The sequence below is a fragment of the Streptomyces lanatus genome (assembly GCF_014655715.1).
Classification (GTDB): Bacteria; Actinomycetota; Actinomycetes; order Streptomycetales; family Streptomycetaceae; genus Streptomyces; species Streptomyces lanatus.
On sequence record NZ_BNBM01000006.1, the window covers coordinates 242507 to 260131 of the forward strand.

Genomic DNA, 17625 nt, shown 5'->3' on the forward strand with positions numbered 1-17625 from the left:
GAAGCGCCTGTTTCACGTGAAACAGGCGCTTCGGCGTTTCATAGCTCCAGCTTGAAGCCCATGTGCGAGGCCGTGAAACCGAGCCGCTCATAGAAGCGGTGGGCATCCATACGGCTCTTGTCGGAGGTCAGCTGCACCAGCTGGCAGTCGAGGCGCCGGGATTCGTCGATCGCCCACTCGATGAGCTGTGTGCCGAGGCCGCTGCCGCGTTCGTCGCTGTGAATGCGTACGGCTTCGATGATCGACCTGGTGGAGCCGCGCCGGGACAGGCCGGGGATGACCGTGAGCTGGAGTGTGCCGACGACGCGGCCCTCGCGGACGGCGACGACCAGGTGCTGGTTTGGATCGCTGCTGAGCCGCTCGAACGCGGGGAGGTAGGGGGTCAGGTCGTCGAGCGACTCACGCCGGGCGCCCAGTGGGTCGTCCGCGAGCATGCCGACGATCGCGGGGACGTCGTCGACGACAGCGGGGCGTATCTCAAGATCTCCCATGGCTGCACCTTATGCGGGTGCCGGAAGTGACTCCACGACTCGGACCAGGGGGGCGAGTTCGGGGTTCTTGGCGGCTTGGTCGAGGGCTTCGCGTAGGGCGGTGTCGTTGGTGGGGCGGGCTTCTTGGAGGAGTTGGAGGCCGGTGTCGGTGACGTCGGTGTAGATGCCTCGGCGGTCGGTGGGGCAGAGGTAGCGGGAGAGCAGGCCGCGGTCTTCGAGGCGGGTGACGAGGCGGGTGGTGGCGCTCTGGCTGAGGACGACGGCGTCGGCGACCTGTTTCATCTGGAGGTGGCCGCCGTCGCCGTTGTGCTGGCGGCTGAGGACGTCGAGGAGGGAGTACTCGCGCACGCTGAGGTCGTGGCGGGTCTGCAGGGCGCGTTCGATATGTGTCTCGATCCTGCCGTGCAGCAGGGAGAGGGCGCACCAGCCCTGGGCGAGTGCGGTGAGCGCGGGATCCGTCGCTGTCATGTCGTTTTCTCCGTCCCGGAGCGGCTGGAGCCAGCGTAGAGCGGGATCGCAATAGCCTGCGCTTGCAAGTATGCCGCGTCTGCAAGTATTGTCTTCAAGCGTAAAGCGCTCCTGCAATCTTCGGAAGGTGCTACCCCTCCATGCCTCTCGCGCTTCTGGCCCTCGCGATCGGGGCCTTCGGAATCGGTACGACCGAGTTCGTGATCATGGGCTTGCTGCCCGAGGTCGCGAGCGACTTCGGAGTCCCCATCCCCACCGCCGGCTTCCTCGTGACCGGCTACGCCCTCGGCGTCGTCCTCGGCGCTCCGCTGATGACCGTGCTCGGCACCAAGGTCTCCCGCAAGCGGATGCTGATGGTGCTGATGGGGCTCTTCATCGTCGGCAACCTGCTGTCCGCCGTCGCCCCCGGCTTCGCCGTGATGCTGATCGGCCGTGTGATCGCCTCGCTCGCCCACGGTGCCTTCTTCGGCATCGGTTCGGTCGTCGCGGCCGATCTGGTCGCCCCGGACAAGAAGGCCGGAGCCATCGCGATGATGTTCACCGGTCTGACCGTCGCCAATGTCGTCGGTGTTCCGCTCGGCACGTTCGTCGGACAGTCCGCGGGCTGGCGCATCACCTTCGGCATCGTCGCGGCCCTCGGCGTGGTCGGCCTGTTCGGCATCGCCAAGCTCGTCCCCGACATGCCCAAGCCCCAGGGCGTACGGCTGCGCCATGAGCTGGCCGCCTTCAAGAACACCCAGGTCCTGCTCGCCATGGCGATGACGGTCCTCGGCTTCGGCGGCGTCTTCGCGGCCATCACCTACATCGCGCCGATGATGACCCATGTCGCCGGCTTCGCCGACGGCTCCGTCACCTGGCTGCTGGTCCTCTTCGGGCTCGGCATGGTCGGCGGCAACCTGATCGGCGGCAAGTACGCCGACCGCGCGCTGATGCCCATGCTCTACATCTCCCTGGGCGCTCTCGCCGTCGTGCTCGCGCTCTTCACGCTCACGGCGCAGAACAAGGTCCTCGCGGCCGTCACCATCGCGCTGATCGGCGCACTGGGCTTCGCCACCGTTCCGCCGCTGCAGAAGCGCGTCCTGGACCAGGCACACGGCGCCCCGACGCTGGCCTCGGCCGTGAACATCGGTGCCTTCAACCTCGGCAACGCGCTCTCCGCCTGGCTCGGCGGCATCGTGATCTCGGCCGGCTTCGGCTACACGTCCCCCAACTGGGTCGGCGCCGCCCTCGCCGCCGCCGCGCTGCTGCTGGCAGTCCTCTCGGCCGCACTGGAGCGCCGCGACGGAGCCGTCTCCAGCACCGTCGTCACGAGCGCCGCGCCCGCCGAGCAGCGAGCCGCCGTACACCACTGAGCCGACCGGTGTGCGGGGTCAGGGCCGCCCCCGCACATCCGGCGCTGTGACAGCCCTTGTCCAGCACCAGACCGTTCCTCACCGTCCCTCACAGCTCGGCACCAGACCGACTCCCTCGGCGCAGCATCACTCCGCTCCGCCCCACCTCAGCACCACCGCAAGGAGACCCCCCATGAGCACCGCCACCGCAGTCACCCCGCTGACCACCCAGGACGCCGACCTCCTCGTCGCCGCCGCACACCGGGCCGCCGAGGAGGCCGGGGTGACCGTGAGCGTCACGGTCCTGGACGCCGGAGGCCATCTGCTCGCCTTCCGGCGGGACGACCGAGCCGTGCTGATCTCCGGTGAGACCAGCACCCGCAAGGCCTACACGGCAGTGCAGCTCGATGCCCCGACCGCCGATCTCGTCGACGCCGTACAGCCCGGCGCGCTCTTCCACACGCTGCCCACGGCTCTCGATCGACCGCTGCTGTTCATCGCCGGCGGAGTGCCGATCCACCGGGACGGCCGGCTGATCGGTGCGATCGGTGTCGGTGGTGGCGCGCCCGAGCAGGACCACCGGTTCGCGACGACCGCCACCGAGGCGCTCGCCTGACGGCTCGTCCGGCTCGAAGAGGAAACGCCGGCCCCAGATGGGGTCGGCGTTTCCGTATGCCTGCTCGCGTCCGCGGTGGACCGCCTCAGCCCGCTGCGACCGTCAGCGGAGCGAACCGGCGAGTCCAGTCGCCGGGCAGTTCCGAGATGCCGTACGCCATGACGGAGTTGAAGGCGACGGAGACCAGGCCGCGTTCCTTCGCCCAAGCCAGCAGTTCCTCATGGCGTACGTCGATGTCGGTGCGCAGCGGTCGGTCGGTGTGGGCGGCGAGGGAGGCGATGAGCGCCTTCGCGGTCTCGGTGTCGCGGGCGATCAGTGGACCCACGACCTGCGTCTCCATGTTGGGCCAGGCGCCCACGTACCCGATGATCCGCCCGTTCTCCTCGGCGACCCGTAGCTGGTCCGCGAAGGCGGGCAGCCGCGTGATGATGTGCGTGCGATCGGTGCCGAACACCTCCTCGTCGAGCCGCACGATGGTGCTGAGATCCTCGGCGGTGACCGCACGCGTGGCGACCGGGGACTTCGAAGGACCGGGCGTGAAGTGCCCGCGCAGCATCTCCGCACGGCCGGTGACCTTGAAGCCGAGTTCCTCGTAGAGGGGTCGGCCGTACGGAGTCGAGTGCAGCGTCAGGGGCGTCGTGCCCATCGCGTCGACGACGTGACGCATCAGCCGGCGTCCGATGCCCTGGCGGGCATGCCGTTCGGCGACCAGCACCATGCCGATGGCTCCCAGATCGGGGCGCTCCTGCGGTCCGTACTCCGTGATGACGCAGGCGCTGACGAGCCCGCCATCGGGGTCGTCGATCCCGTAGCCCTTCCCGGCTGTGAGGAGGAATCCCCACTTGTGTTCCTCACGGGGCCAACCCCGGTCCTCGGACAAGTCGGCGCAGGCGGTGAGGTCGCGAGGCGTCAGACGGCGGATGGGCAGAGCGGCGAGGGAAGGAGTCGGCACGCAGGTCAGGCTGTCTGACGACTGCCCTGGTCGTCCACCTGTTTCCGGGGAGACGTACGAGCTTTTGGCCATGTCGTGGTCGACCGCACAGCCGGTGGGGAGACGCTGGGTGTTTCACGTGAAACATGGGCGAACGGCGAGCATCCATCAAGAGCGTTTCAACAATGCTCTCGGGACTGCAAGGAACGAGGGCTCAAGGACCGAGAGCACACGCCAGTAGCCTCATTCCCCATGGCGAGACTTCACCTTTTCGATCTGGACGGCACGCTCCTGCATGGAACATCCGCGCCCGTGGAGATCTCACGACAGCTCGGGCTGGAGACGGAGACCGTCGCGCTCGACCGGGAGATCTCGGCAGGGCTGATCGGCCCTCCGGAGTACGCGCAGCGGGTGCACGCACTGTGGGCCGAGCTCACCGAGGCCCATGTATCGGCCGCGTTCGAGGGTGCTCCTTGGCTGGCCCGGATCCGTGAGGTCTGGGCGGAGATCAGGGGACAGGGCGACTACTGCGCCGTCGTCTCGCTCTCGCCCTCCTTCTTCGTGGAGCGGCTGACGGGCTGGGGCGCGCACGCGGCGTACGGTTCCCGCTTTCCGGCTGTGCCGTTCACCGAGCCCGTGGATCCGGCGGGAGTTCTCAACGCCGAGGCGAAGGTTCGTATCGCCGATCGGCTCTGCGCGGAGTTCGGAGTGACACGGGACGAGTGCGTCGCCTATGGCGACTCACAGTCGGACAAAGCGCTGTTCGGCGCCGTCCCGGTATCCGTCGCGGTCAACGCGGACCGGCATCTGGCCGGACTCGCGACGCACTCCTACATGGGGATGGATCTGTGGGAAGCCTATGAATTGGTGCGCAGCGGCCGGTAATCGAAGGAAATGGCCGTTCGTCCCCTCGCCCATTTCGTGAGGGAGCAAGGGGGGACTTGTGATCGGGGCGACGGCCGGTATGGTCGACTCCGGTTCGTGTCCGAGCTGTGATGCAGGTTTCCGGCGCGGGTCGAGCACAAGGCAAAGCAGCCTAATGGGACGGAGAGATCGAAGACCCGCATTCTCGGTTATGAGGCCCGGGCGCCGATGTGCGGTGGGAGGCTGCGATGAGAGTACTGCGGCCAATGTCACACTCTCGCCCTACTTGTCCGTACCGGGTGTGAATACGGGTTGAATGTGGCCGTATTGGATCGCGGCAACGAACGGGGAATGCAAGCCGTCGCGGGGAAGCAGGCACCTTCCGAATGAGGAAGTGCGCAGACCGACCGAAAGATGTTCGAGGCGAGGCACACCATGGACGCTCCGACCACCGCGTCGGCCGACAACGGCACTTCCGGCGGCGGGAGCGGCTGGTTCACGCCGCGCAAGCAGCCGGCGACGACCCCGGGCAGTGAACAGGAGACGGCCGAGGGCAGGCGTCTGGCCGCGCTGCGCCCGGTGGGCAGGCAGGCCACGGACGACGACAAGGCCCCGTCGTCCCAGGACAGCGGCCCCGACACTCACGTCGACTCCGATGACGCGCAGCGCACGCACGACGGAGCGACGGCCCCGTACGGAGGGGCGCCGGCGGCGATAGCGACGCCCGAGCGGCCCCTGTCGGGTCACATACCGCCCCCGCACCCGACGACCGTGACCACCCCAGCCTCCGCACCGCGCCAGGCGCCGGCCGCCGACACTCCAGCCTTCGCACCACGCCAGGCGCCCCCCACTGACACTCCCGCTTTCGCGCCCCGCCAAGCGCCGTCTGCCGCTACCGCCACCTCAACGTTCGCGCCGCGCACAACGCCCCCCGCCGCCACCCCCACTCCGGGCCAGGCACCCCACACCCCACCCGCGCCACCCACCCCAGTCGCACACCCCGCCCCTCAGCTGCACGTGCCGACCCAGCGCTCCGCCCCGGCCCAACCCGCCTCCCCGGACGCCGTTCTGATCCGCCGGACGATGGCAGAGGTCGGGCCCGTGGCCGACAAGGTCACGTCGTACTTCTACGCGCTGCTCTTCGTACGCCACCCCGACCTGCGGACCCTGTTCCCGGCCGCGATGGACACTCAGCGCGACCGGCTGCTCAAGGCCCTGCTCACCGCCGCCGAGCACATCGACAACAAGCCTGTCCTCGTCGACTATCTGCAGAACCTCGGCCGCGGCCATCGCAAGTACGGCACCCGGCCCGAGCACTACCCGGCCGTTGGCGAGTGCCTCATCGGCGCGCTCAGCAAGTACGCCGCCGGCGTCTGGGACGGCGAGACGGAGGCCGCCTGGGTCCGCACCTACACGACGATCTCGCAGGTCATGATCGACGCCGCGGCCGCGGACGAACTGCGCGCCCCCGCCTGGTGGTACGCCGAGGTCGTGTCGCACGAGCTGAGAACATCCGACGTCGCCGTGGTCACCGTCCGCCCCGACCAGCCCTATCCCTTCCTCGCCGGGCAGTACACAAGCCTGGAGACGCCCTGGTGGCCCAGGATCTGGCGGCACTACTCCTTCGCCTGCGCGCCCCGCTCCGACGGCCTGCTGACGTTCCATGTGAAGGCCGTCCCGGCTGGCTGGGTCTCCAACGCGTTGGTGCACCGCGCCCGGCCGGGCGACATCATCCGGCTCGGCCCGCCGGCCGGTTCCATGACCGTGGACCACACCACCGACAGCGGCCTCCTCTGTGTGGGCGGAGGCACCGGTATAGCGCCCATCAAGGCACTGGTCGAGGACGTCGCCGAGCACGGCGAGCGACGGTCGGTCGAGGTCTTCTACGGCGCCCGCAGCGACCAGGACCTGTACGACATCGACACGATGCTGCGGCTAAAGCAGTCCCACCCCTGGCTGGAGGTCCGCCCGGTCGTGGACCGGCACGGACTGCTCCAGCTTCCCGAAGCCATACGGCAGTACGGACCCTGGACCGAGTACGACGCCTATGTCTCCGGCCCGCCCGGAATGATCCGCAGCGGTGTCGACGTACTGAGGGACATCGGTATCCCGGTCGAGCGCATACGCCATGACTCGGTGGAGGAGCTTGTCGCCGCGAACTGACCCGTGAACCGAGGCGACGCCGCCGTAGGTGGTCAGCCCAGGTCGGGGGCGTGCATGGCGCGGACGCCCTCGATGTTCCCGTCGAGGTAGTGCCGCAGCGACAGCGGCACCAGATGGACGGAGGCGATCCCGACCCGGGTGAACGGCACTCGCACGATCTCGTACTCGCCGATGGGTTCGTCCACTTCGGGCCCGTGCCGCAAGGACGTGTCCATGGACCCCAGACGGCAGACGAAGAAGTGCTGCACCTTCACACCGGTCGCACCGCCGTCCTCGCCGATGTGCTCGACGGTGTCGACGAAGCAGGGGACGACATCGGTGATCTTGGCGCCGAGTTCCTCGTAGACCTCACGATGCAGGGCATCGACGACGGTCGAGTCCGTCGGTTCGACGCCGCCACCGGGCGTGAGCCAGTACGGGTCCATGCCGGGCTTGGTGCGCTTGATCAGGATCAGGTCATCGCCATCCAGCAGAACGGCACGGGCGGTGCGCTTGACCACGGGTCGGACGGTCATGGGAGAAATGTGGCCCGGCTGGTTCCACGTGAAACATCGCGAAAAGTCACCGGTCGAGCTCACGGCGTGACGACCGCAAAAACCCTGCTCAGGCCCGCTCGAGTCAACCTCGGAGCCGCTGGAGTCCCGCTGGAGAGCATTCCCGGACCCTCAGCCCCTCAGCCCCAGTCGGTAGCCGCCCGCTGCAGCCACTCATGGGCCCGCGCGATATGCGGCATCGCCAGTGTGCCGGTGCGGACCACAAGGAAGTACGTCCGCAGCGGCGGCACCGGCGGATCGTGCAGGGCGACGACCTCGCCGCCGGCCAGGGCGTCCCCGCACAGATACCGGGGCAGTACCGCCAGCCCCGCTCCCGCGACCGCGCAGGCGAGCACCGCGCGCAGATCGGGGACGATCACGGTGCCCGGGGCGGCGGGACGGGAGTCGTAGACCGAAGCCCAGTAACGGGAGACGAACGGGAGGGACTCATGCACCTCCACCACCGGGACGTCCTCCAGCGCGTGCGCTCCCTTGTGGTGAAGCTGCCCCGCGCCGATCCGGTCGACCCAGCGGGGTGAGGCGACAAGGACGTGCTCCTCGTCGCAGAGCGCAGTCGCCGTGAGCAGAGCGCCGCGCGGACGGGCCGTACTGATGGCCAGATCGTGATGCCCGGCGGCAAGCCCTTCCAGGGTTTCCTCGGCATTGCCGAAGGACGCCCGCAAGGCGAAGCCCTGGCCGTACTCGCCGGTCAGCTCGGTGAGCGCGGGCAGCGCGCGCTCGGCGGTGAACTCGGGAGGGCCCGCGAGGTGCAGCGATCGTAAGGAGGACTCGTCGTCGAGGCCCGTCTCGGCGATCTCCACCAGGGCGTCGAGATGGGGCGCGGCCTTGTGGGCGAGTTCGTCGCCGATGGTCGTCGGCGTGACCCCGCGGGCCTGCCGTAGGAACAGAGGGCGGCCCAACTGCCGCTCCAAGGTGCGGATCTGCGAGGTCACGGCCGGCTGCGACAGCCCGAGCAGCGCGGCGGCGCGGGTGAAGGAACCGGCCCGGTGCACGGTCACAAAGGTGCGCAACAAGGCCAGATCCATACCAGACGCTCCCCTTCCCCGCCCTTCTCCTGATCCCCAGAGCAGGGCCCAACTATAAATAAGTCGATAGGTCGCTGTCGCTACTGTGATTGGACACTGACAGAGAGTCAACTAGCCTTGTTCGCGCGGTTCTTCGCGCGCAGAACCGAGGGCGGTCCGAGCCACGAGGGGGGAGGCTCGGACCGCCCGTTCTACGTATCGGGACACCGACCGATGCGGGAAAGCGCCGGTCACTCGGCCGATGCGAGAGGAAGCCCGGTCACTCGGCCGATTCGTCCAGGGCGCGCAGCACATCCGCCACCAGATCCTCGGGGTCCTCGGCACCGACCGACATACGGATGAAGCCCTCCGGTACGGCGTCGCCGCCCCAGCGTCCGCGCCGCTCGGCCGTGGACCGGACCCCGCCGAAGCTGGTCGCGTCGTCGACGAGCCGCAGGGCGTCCAGGAATCGCTCGGCACGCGCGCGCGTGGGCAGCGTGAAGGACACCACACAGCCGAAGCGCCGCATCTGCTGCGAGGCGATCTTGTACGAGGGGTCGCCCGGCAGCCCCGGATAGCGCACCCCGAGCTCCTCGGGCCGGTCCCGCAGCGCCTCGGCGATCGCCAGGGCATTGGCGTTCTGCCGCTCCACGCGCAACTGGAGCGTGGCGAGGGAGCGGTGCGCGAGCCACGCTTCCATGGGACCGGCGATCGCCCCGGCGACCTTGCGCCAGCGCCGTACGGCCGCCATGGCCTCGGCGTCGCGGCCGGTGACGTATCCCAGCAGTACGTCGCCATGCCCCGTGAGCTGCTTGGTGCCGCTGGCCACCGAGAAGTCGGCGCCGAGCTCCAGGGGCCGCTGGCCGAGCGGTGTCGCGAGGGTGTTGTCGACGGCGACGCGGGCGCCACGCGCGTGTGCCGCCTCGACGAGCCGTGGGATGTCGCACACGTCGAGGCCCGGGTTCGACGGGGTCTCGATCCACAGCAGCTTCGCTCCGTCCAGGGCGCCGAGCTGGGCGTCGCCCCCGGTCGGTGCGGTGCGCACCTCGATGCCGAACGCCTCCAACTGGGCGCGGGCCAGCGGCAGCGCCTGGTAGCCGTCGCTGGGCAGGACGGCCACGTCCCCGGCCCGCAGCTGGGAGAAGAGCACCGCCGAGGTGGCGGCCATGCCCGAGGGGAAGACCAGCGTCTCGACACCGTCCTCCCTCGGCGCCTCCAACTCGCCGATGGCGCGCTCGAGATGGGTCCAGGTCGGGTTCTCGTCGCGGCCGTAGGTGTACGGCCCCGTGGGCTCGCCCGGGAGGTGGAAGTGGGCGGCGAACACCGGACCCGGCATGGTCGGCTCGTACTTCACCGGCTCGGGCAGTCCGGCCCGCACCGCGCGCGTGCCGTCGCCGGTGGCCGGTCCCTGGGGATCCCTACCGCTCATGCCGCCTGTCCCTCCACTTGTTCCCGAACCTCCGCGAGGAGGCCCGTGCTTGCCGCCTCCACCATCTCCAGGCACTCCTCGAAGCCGTCCCTGCCGCCGTAGTACGGGTCCGGCACATCGAGGTCGTCGCCGGCCGCGGGGTCGTAGGAGCGCAGCATCCGTACCTTCGCCGCGTCCTCCGGCGACGGAGCGAGGCGCCGCAGGGCCTTGAGGTGGCCCGAGTCGAGGGCGATGACGAGGTCGAGGCGGGCGAACCAGGACGGCTGGAACTGCCGGGCCGCGTGGCCGCTGCCGTAGCCGTGCTCCTCCAGGACGGAGACGGTGCGCGGGTCCGCCGGATCGCCCTCGTGCCAGCCGCCGGTACCGGCGCTGTCGACCTCGACCCGGTCGTCGAGTCCGGCGTCCTCGACGCGGGAGCGGAAGACGGACTCGGCCATCGGCGAGCGGCAGATATTGCCGGTGCAGACGAAGCAGACGCGGTAGGTCATCGGATGCTCAGTCTCCGTCGGGCAGGGCGAGGTTGAGCGCCCAGGAGACGATCGAGATGATCAGGCCGCCGAGCACGGCCGTCCAGAAGCCGTCCACATGGAAGCTCAGGTCGACCTTGTCGGCGAGCCATGAGGTCAGCAGCAGCATCAGCGCGTTGACGACCAGTGTGAACAGGCCGAGCGTCAGAATGAGCAGAGGCAGACTGAAGAGCTTGACTATCGGCTTGACCAGGAAGTTCACCAGGCCGAAGATCAGTGCGACGAGGACCAGGGTGCCGATCTTCTTGCCCGTGCTGTCACCGGTCAGGGTGATCTTGTCGAGCAGCCAGACGGCGACCGCCAGGGCGCCCGCGTTGGCGATCGTCTTGACTACGAAATTCTTCATGTGTCTGATCGTGGCAGACGAAATCGGCCAAGAGCACGGGGATGAGGGCGGACGACAGCGATGAAGGCATTCCGGCTGGATGAACTGGAGGCGGAGCGCGCCGCCAATGAGGGCGCCTACCTGCAGTTTCTGCGGGAGCGGAACATGTCGGTCGGTCTGTACGCGCTCAACGCCGGTGAGCACGATCCACAGAGCCCGCACAACCAGGACGAGGTCTACTTCGTTGTGAGCGGCCGCGCCCAGATCACCGTCGGCATGGAGACCACCAACGTGGCGCGCGGCAGCGTGGTGTACGTGCCGGCCGGGGTCGCCCATAAGTTCCACCACATCAGCGAGGACCTCCGGGTGCTCGTGATGTTCTCTCCGCCCGAGAGCTGACCTCTGGCCTCGGGGTTCCCTAGGGGATCGATCAGGGGAGGACAAGGGCTGCGAGGCCCCCGCCGGGGCTCTGCCCGTCCTAGCATCGAGTGCAGGTAATCAGCAGATTCGCGCAATGCGGATTCGCGGGATCAGGACCCGGCACAGGACGGGCGGAGAGGTAAGGACGAGGGCGATGGGTGAGATCTTCGCAGGACTGCCGTGGTGGGTGAAGTGGATCGCGGTGCCGGTCATCGCCCTGGTCGTGTTCGGCGGGCTGATAGCCAGCGTCGTCGGCTTTGTGATCGGACTGCTCTTCAAGCTGCTGGTCTTTGTCGCGCTGGTCGGTGGACTGATCTACGTCGTACGGAAGTTCATGTCGAGCTCTTCGTCACGCAGCGACTGGTGAGGGCTGTGGGAACCGGGAGGCGGTAACAGGAATCACCGGTTCCCTCGGGCGAGGGAAGTTTCCCGGACAGGGCGTCTGTGTGCGGTGACGGACCAATAGAGTCCGGAAATCGACGCGGGATGACCCCGCGAGCGGCGTGCACCCCTCCCGTGTTCCTCAGCACGGGCTGCCCTCCTCGCGCTTCGGGAGTGACCCTTGGCCACGGTAGACACCGCACCCTCACAACCCCACTCACCCCCCGGACGGCCGTGCTCCTCCGTGCCCCAGGTGCCGCGGCAGGCCTCCCCGGAACCCTCCGAACCTTCGAACTCCTCGACGCTCATCGGCTCCGTCCAGCGCGCGATGCGCCTGCTGGAATGCGTCGCCGGACACTCGTACGGCGCCCCCGCCAAGCAACTCGCCCGTGAGACGGGCCTGGCACTGCCCACGGCATACCACCTCCTGCGCACGCTGGTGCACGAGGGCTATCTGCGCCGCGACAAAGGGCTGTTCTTCCTCGGTGAGGCGGCTGTGCGGCTGAGCAGCAGCGGAGCCGAGCAGAAACGTCGCAGCACGGTCGCCGACGCGCTCGCCCAGTGCCGGGACGCCATCGGGGTGCCCGTGTACTACGCCCAGTACCGCGACGGCGAGATCGAGGTCGTGTGCGTCTCCGACACCCCCGGCAATCCGGCGGTCGAGGAATGGGCCGACTTCCGCGGGACCGGCCATGCGCACGCTATCGGCCAGTGCCTGCTGTCCCAGCTCGACGAGGACGCCCGGCGCGATCACCTCGAGCGCCATCCCGTGCTGGCCCTCACCCCGTACACCGTCCGTGACAGCCGCACCCTGCTCCGCCGTCTCGAACGGATGCGCAGGATGGAGCCGGTGACCGAGCGCCAGGAGTACGCGCTGGGCACGGTGTGCGCGGCGATCCCGATCACGGTGGGCACCACGGCCGCGACGATGGCCATCTCCCTGCCCGTCGAACAGGCCGACCGGCTGCTGTCGGCCACGCGGCAGTTGCAGGACGAGGTGGGGCGTCTCCTGGGGTCACTGGCGATCTCTATCAGTATCTGAAAACTCACTCCTTGTGATCTCTCGTGTACGTTCAGCAAGATTCCACCAGGCTCGGGGTTTGGTCCCGGCCAGTCGAAGGCAACCGACGGGGTAGGCGATGCGCGAGTCCGTACAGGCAGAGGTCATGATGAGCTTTCTCGTCTCCGAGGAGCTCTCCTTCCGCATCCCGGTGGAGCTGCGCTACGAGACCTGTGATCCCTACGCGGTACGACTGACCTTCCACCTGCCCGGTGATGCCCCCGTGACCTGGGCCTTCGGTCGGGAGCTGCTGGTGGACGGCGTGGGCAGGCCATGCGGGGAGGGTGACGTACGGGTCTCACCGGCCGGTTCCGAGACGCTGGGCGACGTTCTGATCCGGCTTCAGGTCGGCGCCGACCAGGCACTGTTCCGCTCGTCGGTGGCGCCGCTCGTGGCCTTCCTGGACCGCACCGACAAGCTGGTGCCGCTCGGGCAGGAGGGCGCGCTGGCCGACTTCGACGCCCACCTCGACGAGGCCCTGGACCGCATCCTGGCGGAGGAGCAGAGCGCCGGGTGAAGGCCGTCACCGATCGGGGTGGCGTAACGCTTCAGCGGCGCGCGAGGGGCGCGTGGGAGCGCTTCCTCTGCGCCGGGTGTGATTCGCGCTCCGCCGGATGGGCGGCGTCGGTCGGGGTGGGAGGGGCGGTCAGGCGTCAGTGGCGGGGCGGTGGTTGGTCCTTCGGCGGTGGTGTTTTCCGGGGGGCCGGGGTGGTGTTCTCGCCGGGGTGCGGAGTGGTGTTCTTCTCGGGGTGCCGTTCTCGCTGTTGCTTCCGTGGGACACCGTTTGTGCCGTCGCTTCTCCGGGGCGCCGATTCCGTCGCAGCTTGCGAGGGCCGCTGCTTCTGTCGTGGTTTCCGAGGCGTGCCGCATCCGCCGTGGTTTCCGAGGCCTGCTGCATCCGCCGGGGGCTCCAGGCCCGCCCGCCTGCTTGCGTCGTGGCCTCCGAGCGGCGCCGACTCCGCCCCGTCGCTTCCCGGCGTCAGCGCTTCCGGCGTCGTCCCCGTCCTCCGCGCGCCGGAGCCGGCTGAGCGGTCGCCGGACCCGATTGAGCGCCTGCCGGGCCTGACTGAGCCCCCGCTGGGACCGGATTGGGGCCGCCCGCCGCCGCGCCCGCTCCCTTCCCCGGTCGGTCCGCCGAGACCACCAGGGCCGCGAGGGCCGTGGTGACCGGCACCGAGGCGACCAGGCCGATGGAGCCGACCAGCGTGCGCACGATCTCCTCCGCGACCAACTCGCTGTTGGCGACCGTGCCGACACCGCTCTGCGCGATCGAGAAGAGCAGCAGCAACGGCAGCGCCGCGCCCGCGTAGGCGAGGACGAGCGTGTTGACGACGGAGGCGATGTGGTCGCGGCCGATGCGGATACCCGCCCGGTACAGCCCGCGCCAGCCCATCGTCGGGTTGGCCTCGTGCAGCTCCCAGACCGCGGACGTCTGGGTGACCGTCACGTCGTCGAGGACACCCAGCGAGCCGATGATGACGCCGGCGAGCAGCAGACCGCTCATGTCGATCGACGGATACAGCCCATGGATGAGGCCCGTGTTGTCGTCGGTGTTGCCGGTGAGCGCGGCCCAGTCGATGAACACCGAGCCGAGGATGCCGATCAGCAACAGCGAGATCAGTGTGCCGAGCACCGCGACCGATGTCCGGGCCGACAACCCATGACAGAGATACAGGGCGATCAGCATGATCGCGCTCGATCCCACCACCGCCACGACCAGCGGGTTCGACCCTTGCAGGATCGCGGGCAGGATGAAGAAGTTGAGCAGCAGGAAGCTGATCGCCAGCGAGATCAGCGCCATGAGGCCCCGCATACGACCGACGACCACGACGGCGATGGCGAAGATGCCGGCGAGCACGGCCAGGGGAACACGCCGGTTCACGTCGGTGACCGAGTACTGGAGGTCCTTGGGCGCGGAAGGCTCGTAGGCGACCACGACCTCCTGGCCCTCGTGCAACTGCCGCGACTGGTCGGGCTGCACGACCTCCGTGAAGGTACGGCCCTTGTCGTCGCCGGTGTCGACGCGGATCGTCGCCTTCTTGCAGGTGCCGCTCTCCTGCTGCACCGCAGAGGACCCCTCGGCGGTCGAGGTGTCGCCGGTCGGCGGCACTCCCGAGGCATTGACGTCCTTACAGCTCAGCTCGACCACCTTGGTGACCGTGGCCTGCTGCGTCTGCCGGTCGAAACCGACCCCGGTGCGCTCGTGCCCCGGGGCACCGCCCGGCCACAGCACCACGAGCCCGACCACCACCGCCGCCGCGAACGGGATCAGAACCGCCGCGATGACCTTGCGCAGATGCTGGGAGACGGGAGCCGCAGGACCGTGCGCGTGACTGTGTGAGTGCCCGTGCCCGTGTCCCTCACCGCCACTGCCATCGTCACCGCCACCGGGCCGGCCGCCGGATCCCGGACCGTGACCATGGCCACCGCCGGAGTCGTGACCGGAGTGATCGCCGGAGCCTGACCCTTGACCGGGAGAGAAGCCGGAGCCGGGGCGGCCATGACCGTACCCATGACCACGCGGACCATCCGGACCACCAGGACTACCCAGACCACCAGGACTACCGGAACTATCGGGATCACCTGGACGATCCGGACCACTTGGGCCGCGACCGGGACCGGGCTCGCGCCAATCACCACCCCCGCCCCGCGGCTCCGGCACGCCTCCAGCCCGAGGACCGTGCTCGCGCCACCCGCCGCTCCCACCTCCGTGACCGTCACGGCCGCCCCCGGCATCACGGCCGTATCCACCACCGTATCCCTCGTCGTATCTGCCCCCGGGACCCCCTGAACCCCGGCCGTCCGCCCGGCCGTTGCCACGCGCGGGGCCGTTTCCGGGACCGCTTCCGGAGCCCGAGCCGCGCGGCGGCTCGGACGGTGGGTACGGGGGTTCATGGGTCGAGGTCACCGACCGATCATCGCAAGAACGACGGGGGCCCTCTGTTCACCGCGCCCGAATTGACGCTAGCGTGGAGCCACCTTTGTACACGCGGGAGCTCGGAGCACCGGGCTGAGAGGGCGCTGACCTCCGTCCCAGCGATGTTTCACATGAAACATCACCCATCGCGAGTGATGTTTCACACGAAACGTCGGCAGACGGATACCGCTGCGTCGACCGCCGAACCTGTTACCGGGTAATGCCGGCGTAGGGAGTAGGTCTCATGACCATCAAGGACGCGCGCACGCCTGCCTCCAGCCAGGACGAACAGCCCATCCAGGGCGAAACGTCCCCGGAGGCCGGGAAGTCCATCGGCTGGCACAAGGCGTATGTCGAGGGCACCCGCCCCGATCTGCGGGTGCCGGTCCGACAGGTGCACCTCACCAACGGGCAGTCGGTCACGCTGTACGACACGTCCGGCCCGTACACCGATCCCCTGACCGAGACCGACGTCCGCAGGGGGCTCACCCCGCTGCGGGAGAACTGGATCATCGCCCGCGGCGACACCGAGGAGTACGCGGGCCGTCCGGTCCGTCCCGAGGACGACGGCATCAAGCACACCTCGCCGCGCGGCGGCCTGCGCAACCTCGACGCGGTCTTCCCCGGACGTCCGCGCCAGCCGCGTCGCAGCCGTGACGGCAAGGCGGTCACGCAGCTGGCCTACGCCCGCCGGGGCGAGGTCACGCCCGAGATGGAGTTCGTGGCCATCCGGGAAAACGTCTCTCCCGAGGTGGTCCGTGAGGAGATCGCCGCGGGCCGGGCGGTGCTGCCCGCCAACGTCAACCACCCGGAGATCGAGCCGATGATCATCGGCAAGCGGTTCCTGGTGAAGGTCAACGCCAACATCGGCAACTCCGCGGTCACCTCCTCCATCGAGGAGGAGGTCGAGAAGATGACCTGGGCGACCCGCTGGGGCGCCGACACGGTCATGGACCTGTCGACCGGCCGCAACATCCACACCACCCGCGAATGGGTGCTGCGCAACTCCCCCGTGCCCATCGGCACGGTGCCGCTCTACCAGGCGCTGGAGAAGGTCGACGGCCGCGCCGAGGAGCTGACCTGGGAGATCTACAAGGACACGGTCATCGAGCAGGCCGAGCAGGGCGTGGACTACATGACGGTCCACGCGGGCGTGCGCCTGCCGTACGTCCCGCTCACGGCCAACCGCAAGACCGGCATCGTCTCGCGCGGCGGCTCGATCATGGCGGCGTGGTGCCTGGCGCACCACAGGGAGAGCTTCCTGTACGAGAACTTCGAGGAACTCTGCGAGATCCTCGCTGCGTACGACGTCACGTACTCGCTGGGCGACGGCCTGCGGCCGGGCTCGATCGCGGACGCCAACGACGAGGCGCAGTTCGCGGAACTGCGGACTCTCGGGGAACTCAACCAGATCGCGAAGCGTTTCAATGTTCAGACCATGATCGAGGGCCCGGGACATGTCCCGATGCACAAGATCAAGGAGAACATCGACCTTCAGCAGGAGATCTGTGATGAAGCTCCGTTCTATACGCTCGGCCCGCTGACGACGGACGTCGCGCCGGCGTACGACCACATCACCTCCGGCATCGGTGCCGCGATGATCGCCTGGTGGGGCACGGCCATGCTCTGCTATGTCACGCCCAAGGAACACCTGGGCCTGCCCAACCGTGACGACGTCAAGACCGGCGTCATCACCTACAAGATCGCCGCCCACGCAGCCGACCTCGCCAAGGGGCACCCTGGTGCGCAGGAATGGGATGACGCGCTGTCCGACGCCCGCTTCGAGTTCCGGTGGGAGGACCAGTTCAACCTCGCCCTGGACCCGGACACGGCACGGGAGTTCCACGACGAGACCCTTCCGGCCGAGCCCGCCAAGACGGCTCACTTCTGCTCCATGTGCGGGCCGAAGTTCTGCTCGATGAAGATCTCCCAGGACATCCGTCGCCAACACGGCGGCAGCAAGTCGGAGATCGAGGAGGGCATGGCCCAGAAGTCGAAGGAGTTCGCGGCGGCGGGCAACCGGGTGTATCTGCCGATCGCGGACTGACGTCGACGATCCGGCACCGGGCACGATGCCCGTCGCCTGGTGTGCTGTTCGACTTGCGCCTCCCCGAGGGGTTTCCCCGGGGTTCCGTCGCGGAGGA

18 protein-coding genes are annotated in these 17625 nt (G+C 68.8%); 9 read left to right on the forward strand and 9 right to left on the reverse strand.

The features are described 5' to 3' along the window. Window positions 1-38 precede the first annotated feature (38 nt). Together IE325_RS18505 and IE325_RS18510 are read right to left on the reverse strand one after the other, a co-directional pair. On the reverse strand, window positions 39-491 hold the full coding sequence (locus IE325_RS18505) for a GNAT family N-acetyltransferase (protein WP_190071048.1): 453 nt from the start codon (window positions 489-491) through the stop codon (window positions 39-41). Between the two features lie 9 nt (window positions 492-500). Continuing rightward, complete coding sequence (locus IE325_RS18510; protein ID WP_190071049.1) at window positions 501-959, reverse strand: MarR family winged helix-turn-helix transcriptional regulator; 459 nt, start codon at window positions 957-959, stop codon at window positions 501-503. 140 nt (window positions 960-1099) lie between these two features. Between IE325_RS18510 and IE325_RS18515 the strand changes: the two genes are divergently transcribed. Together IE325_RS18515 and IE325_RS18520 are read left to right on the forward strand one after the other, a co-directional pair. After that, window positions 1100-2311, forward strand: coding sequence for an MFS transporter (locus IE325_RS18515; RefSeq protein WP_190071050.1), 1212 nt, complete (start codon window positions 1100-1102; stop codon window positions 2309-2311). A gap of 172 nt (window positions 2312-2483) precedes the next feature. Beyond that, entirely contained in the window at window positions 2484-2906 is a 423-nt protein-coding gene (locus IE325_RS18520; protein WP_190071051.1) for a GlcG/HbpS family heme-binding protein, read from the forward strand. An 85-nt stretch (window positions 2907-2991) separates the two neighbouring features. Here the strand turns inward: IE325_RS18520 and IE325_RS18525 are convergent, their stop codons facing one another. Next, window positions 2992-3858: a GNAT family N-acetyltransferase gene (locus tag IE325_RS18525; protein WP_190071052.1), complete on the reverse strand. Its 867-nt coding sequence runs from the start codon at window positions 3856-3858 to the stop codon at window positions 2992-2994. A gap of 231 nt (window positions 3859-4089) precedes the next feature. Between IE325_RS18525 and IE325_RS18530 the strand changes: the two genes are divergently transcribed. Further along, window positions 4090-4722, forward strand: a complete 633-nt coding sequence (locus tag IE325_RS18530; RefSeq protein WP_190071053.1) for an HAD family hydrolase — start codon at window positions 4090-4092, stop codon at window positions 4720-4722. A 414-nt stretch (window positions 4723-5136) separates the two neighbouring features. Continuing rightward, complete coding sequence (locus tag IE325_RS18535; protein ID WP_190071054.1) at window positions 5137-6864, forward strand: globin domain-containing protein; 1728 nt, start codon at window positions 5137-5139, stop codon at window positions 6862-6864. Window positions 6865-6896: 32 nt separating this feature from the next. Here IE325_RS18535 and IE325_RS18540 read toward each other — a convergent pair whose 3' ends face one another. The 5 genes from IE325_RS18540 to IE325_RS18560 all read right to left on the reverse strand — a co-directional run bounded on the left by IE325_RS18540 (window position 6897) and on the right by IE325_RS18560 (window position 10724). Further along, complete coding sequence (locus IE325_RS18540; RefSeq protein ID WP_148000301.1) at window positions 6897-7379, reverse strand: NUDIX domain-containing protein; 483 nt, start codon at window positions 7377-7379, stop codon at window positions 6897-6899. Between the two features lie 158 nt (window positions 7380-7537). After that, the gene (locus IE325_RS18545) at window positions 7538-8443 is read right to left on the reverse strand and encodes a LysR family transcriptional regulator (protein ID WP_190071055.1); all 906 of its coding nucleotides are present in this window, start codon (window positions 8441-8443) and stop codon (window positions 7538-7540) included. Window positions 8444-8702: 259 nt separating this feature from the next. Continuing rightward, window positions 8703-9851, reverse strand: coding sequence for a cystathionine gamma-lyase (locus IE325_RS18550; protein WP_190071056.1), 1149 nt, complete (start codon window positions 9849-9851; stop codon window positions 8703-8705). Then, window positions 9848-10339: a low molecular weight protein-tyrosine-phosphatase gene (locus tag IE325_RS18555; RefSeq protein WP_190071057.1), complete on the reverse strand. Its 492-nt coding sequence runs from the start codon at window positions 10337-10339 to the stop codon at window positions 9848-9850. Before IE325_RS18555 ends, IE325_RS18550 begins: the two co-directional genes overlap by 4 nt. A gap of 7 nt (window positions 10340-10346) precedes the next feature. Then, window positions 10347-10724, reverse strand: coding sequence for a phage holin family protein (locus IE325_RS18560; RefSeq protein WP_190071058.1), 378 nt, complete (start codon window positions 10722-10724; stop codon window positions 10347-10349). A gap of 60 nt (window positions 10725-10784) precedes the next feature. Between IE325_RS18560 and IE325_RS18565 the strand changes: the two genes are divergently transcribed. The 4 genes from IE325_RS18565 (at window position 10785) to IE325_RS18580 (ending at window position 13081) form a co-directional block, all read left to right on the forward strand. Further along, on the forward strand, window positions 10785-11102 hold the full coding sequence (locus IE325_RS18565) for a cupin domain-containing protein (protein WP_030957560.1): 318 nt from the start codon (window positions 10785-10787) through the stop codon (window positions 11100-11102). Between the two features lie 175 nt (window positions 11103-11277). Continuing rightward, window positions 11278-11490 carry a DUF5326 family protein gene (locus tag IE325_RS18570; protein WP_190071059.1) on the forward strand — a complete coding sequence of 71 codons (213 nt, stop codon included), beginning with the start codon at window positions 11278-11280 and terminating at the stop codon, window positions 11488-11490. A 258-nt stretch (window positions 11491-11748) separates the two neighbouring features. Continuing rightward, window positions 11749-12546 (forward strand): IclR family transcriptional regulator, encoded by a 798-nt coding sequence (locus IE325_RS18575; protein WP_373315184.1) that lies wholly within the window; start codon window positions 11749-11751, stop codon window positions 12544-12546. Between the two features lie 97 nt (window positions 12547-12643). Continuing rightward, window positions 12644-13081, forward strand: coding sequence for an SsgA family sporulation/cell division regulator (locus IE325_RS18580; protein WP_062707976.1), 438 nt, complete (start codon window positions 12644-12646; stop codon window positions 13079-13081). Window positions 13082-13543: 462 nt separating this feature from the next. Here the strand turns inward: IE325_RS18580 and IE325_RS18585 are convergent, their stop codons facing one another. Next, complete coding sequence (locus IE325_RS18585) at window positions 13544-15115, reverse strand: YibE/F family protein (protein WP_190071246.1); 1572 nt, start codon at window positions 15113-15115, stop codon at window positions 13544-13546. A 610-nt stretch (window positions 15116-15725) separates the two neighbouring features. On the opposite strand from IE325_RS18585, the gene thiC reads away from it, so the two are divergent. Beyond that, entirely contained in the window at window positions 15726-17528 is a 1803-nt protein-coding gene (gene thiC, locus IE325_RS18590) for a phosphomethylpyrimidine synthase ThiC (RefSeq protein ID WP_229911865.1), read from the forward strand. The last annotated feature ends 97 nt before the right edge of the window (window positions 17529-17625 follow it).

Excerpts from the sequence above, each read along its gene's own strand:
- IE325_RS18505 (WP_190071048.1), bottom strand. The coding sequence starts at position 491 with ATGGGAGATCTTGAGATACGCCCCGCTGTCGTCGACGACGTCCCCGCG.
- IE325_RS18510 (WP_190071049.1), bottom strand. The coding sequence starts at position 959 with ATGACAGCGACGGATCCCGCGCTCACCGCACTCGCCCAGGGCTGGTGC.
- IE325_RS18515 (WP_190071050.1), top strand. The coding sequence starts at position 1,100 with ATGCCTCTCGCGCTTCTGGCCCTCGCGATCGGGGCCTTCGGAATCGGT.
- IE325_RS18520 (WP_190071051.1), top strand. The coding sequence starts at position 2,484 with ATGAGCACCGCCACCGCAGTCACCCCGCTGACCACCCAGGACGCCGAC.
- IE325_RS18530 (WP_190071053.1), top strand. The coding sequence starts at position 4,090 with ATGGCGAGACTTCACCTTTTCGATCTGGACGGCACGCTCCTGCATGGA.
- IE325_RS18535 (WP_190071054.1), top strand. The coding sequence starts at position 5,137 with ATGGACGCTCCGACCACCGCGTCGGCCGACAACGGCACTTCCGGCGGC.
- IE325_RS18540 (WP_148000301.1), bottom strand. The coding sequence starts at position 7,379 with ATGACCGTCCGACCCGTGGTCAAGCGCACCGCCCGTGCCGTTCTGCTG.
- IE325_RS18545 (WP_190071055.1), bottom strand. The coding sequence starts at position 8,443 with ATGGATCTGGCCTTGTTGCGCACCTTTGTGACCGTGCACCGGGCCGGT.
- IE325_RS18550 (WP_190071056.1), bottom strand. The coding sequence starts at position 9,851 with ATGAGCGGTAGGGATCCCCAGGGACCGGCCACCGGCGACGGCACGCGC.
- IE325_RS18555 (WP_190071057.1), bottom strand. The coding sequence starts at position 10,339 with ATGACCTACCGCGTCTGCTTCGTCTGCACCGGCAATATCTGCCGCTCG.
- IE325_RS18560 (WP_190071058.1), bottom strand. The coding sequence starts at position 10,724 with ATGAAGAATTTCGTAGTCAAGACGATCGCCAACGCGGGCGCCCTGGCG.
- IE325_RS18565 (WP_030957560.1), top strand. The coding sequence starts at position 10,785 with ATGAAGGCATTCCGGCTGGATGAACTGGAGGCGGAGCGCGCCGCCAAT.
- IE325_RS18570 (WP_190071059.1), top strand. The coding sequence starts at position 11,278 with ATGGGTGAGATCTTCGCAGGACTGCCGTGGTGGGTGAAGTGGATCGCG.
- IE325_RS18580 (WP_062707976.1), top strand. The coding sequence starts at position 12,644 with ATGCGCGAGTCCGTACAGGCAGAGGTCATGATGAGCTTTCTCGTCTCC.
- thiC (WP_229911865.1), top strand. The coding sequence starts at position 15,726 with ATGACCATCAAGGACGCGCGCACGCCTGCCTCCAGCCAGGACGAACAG.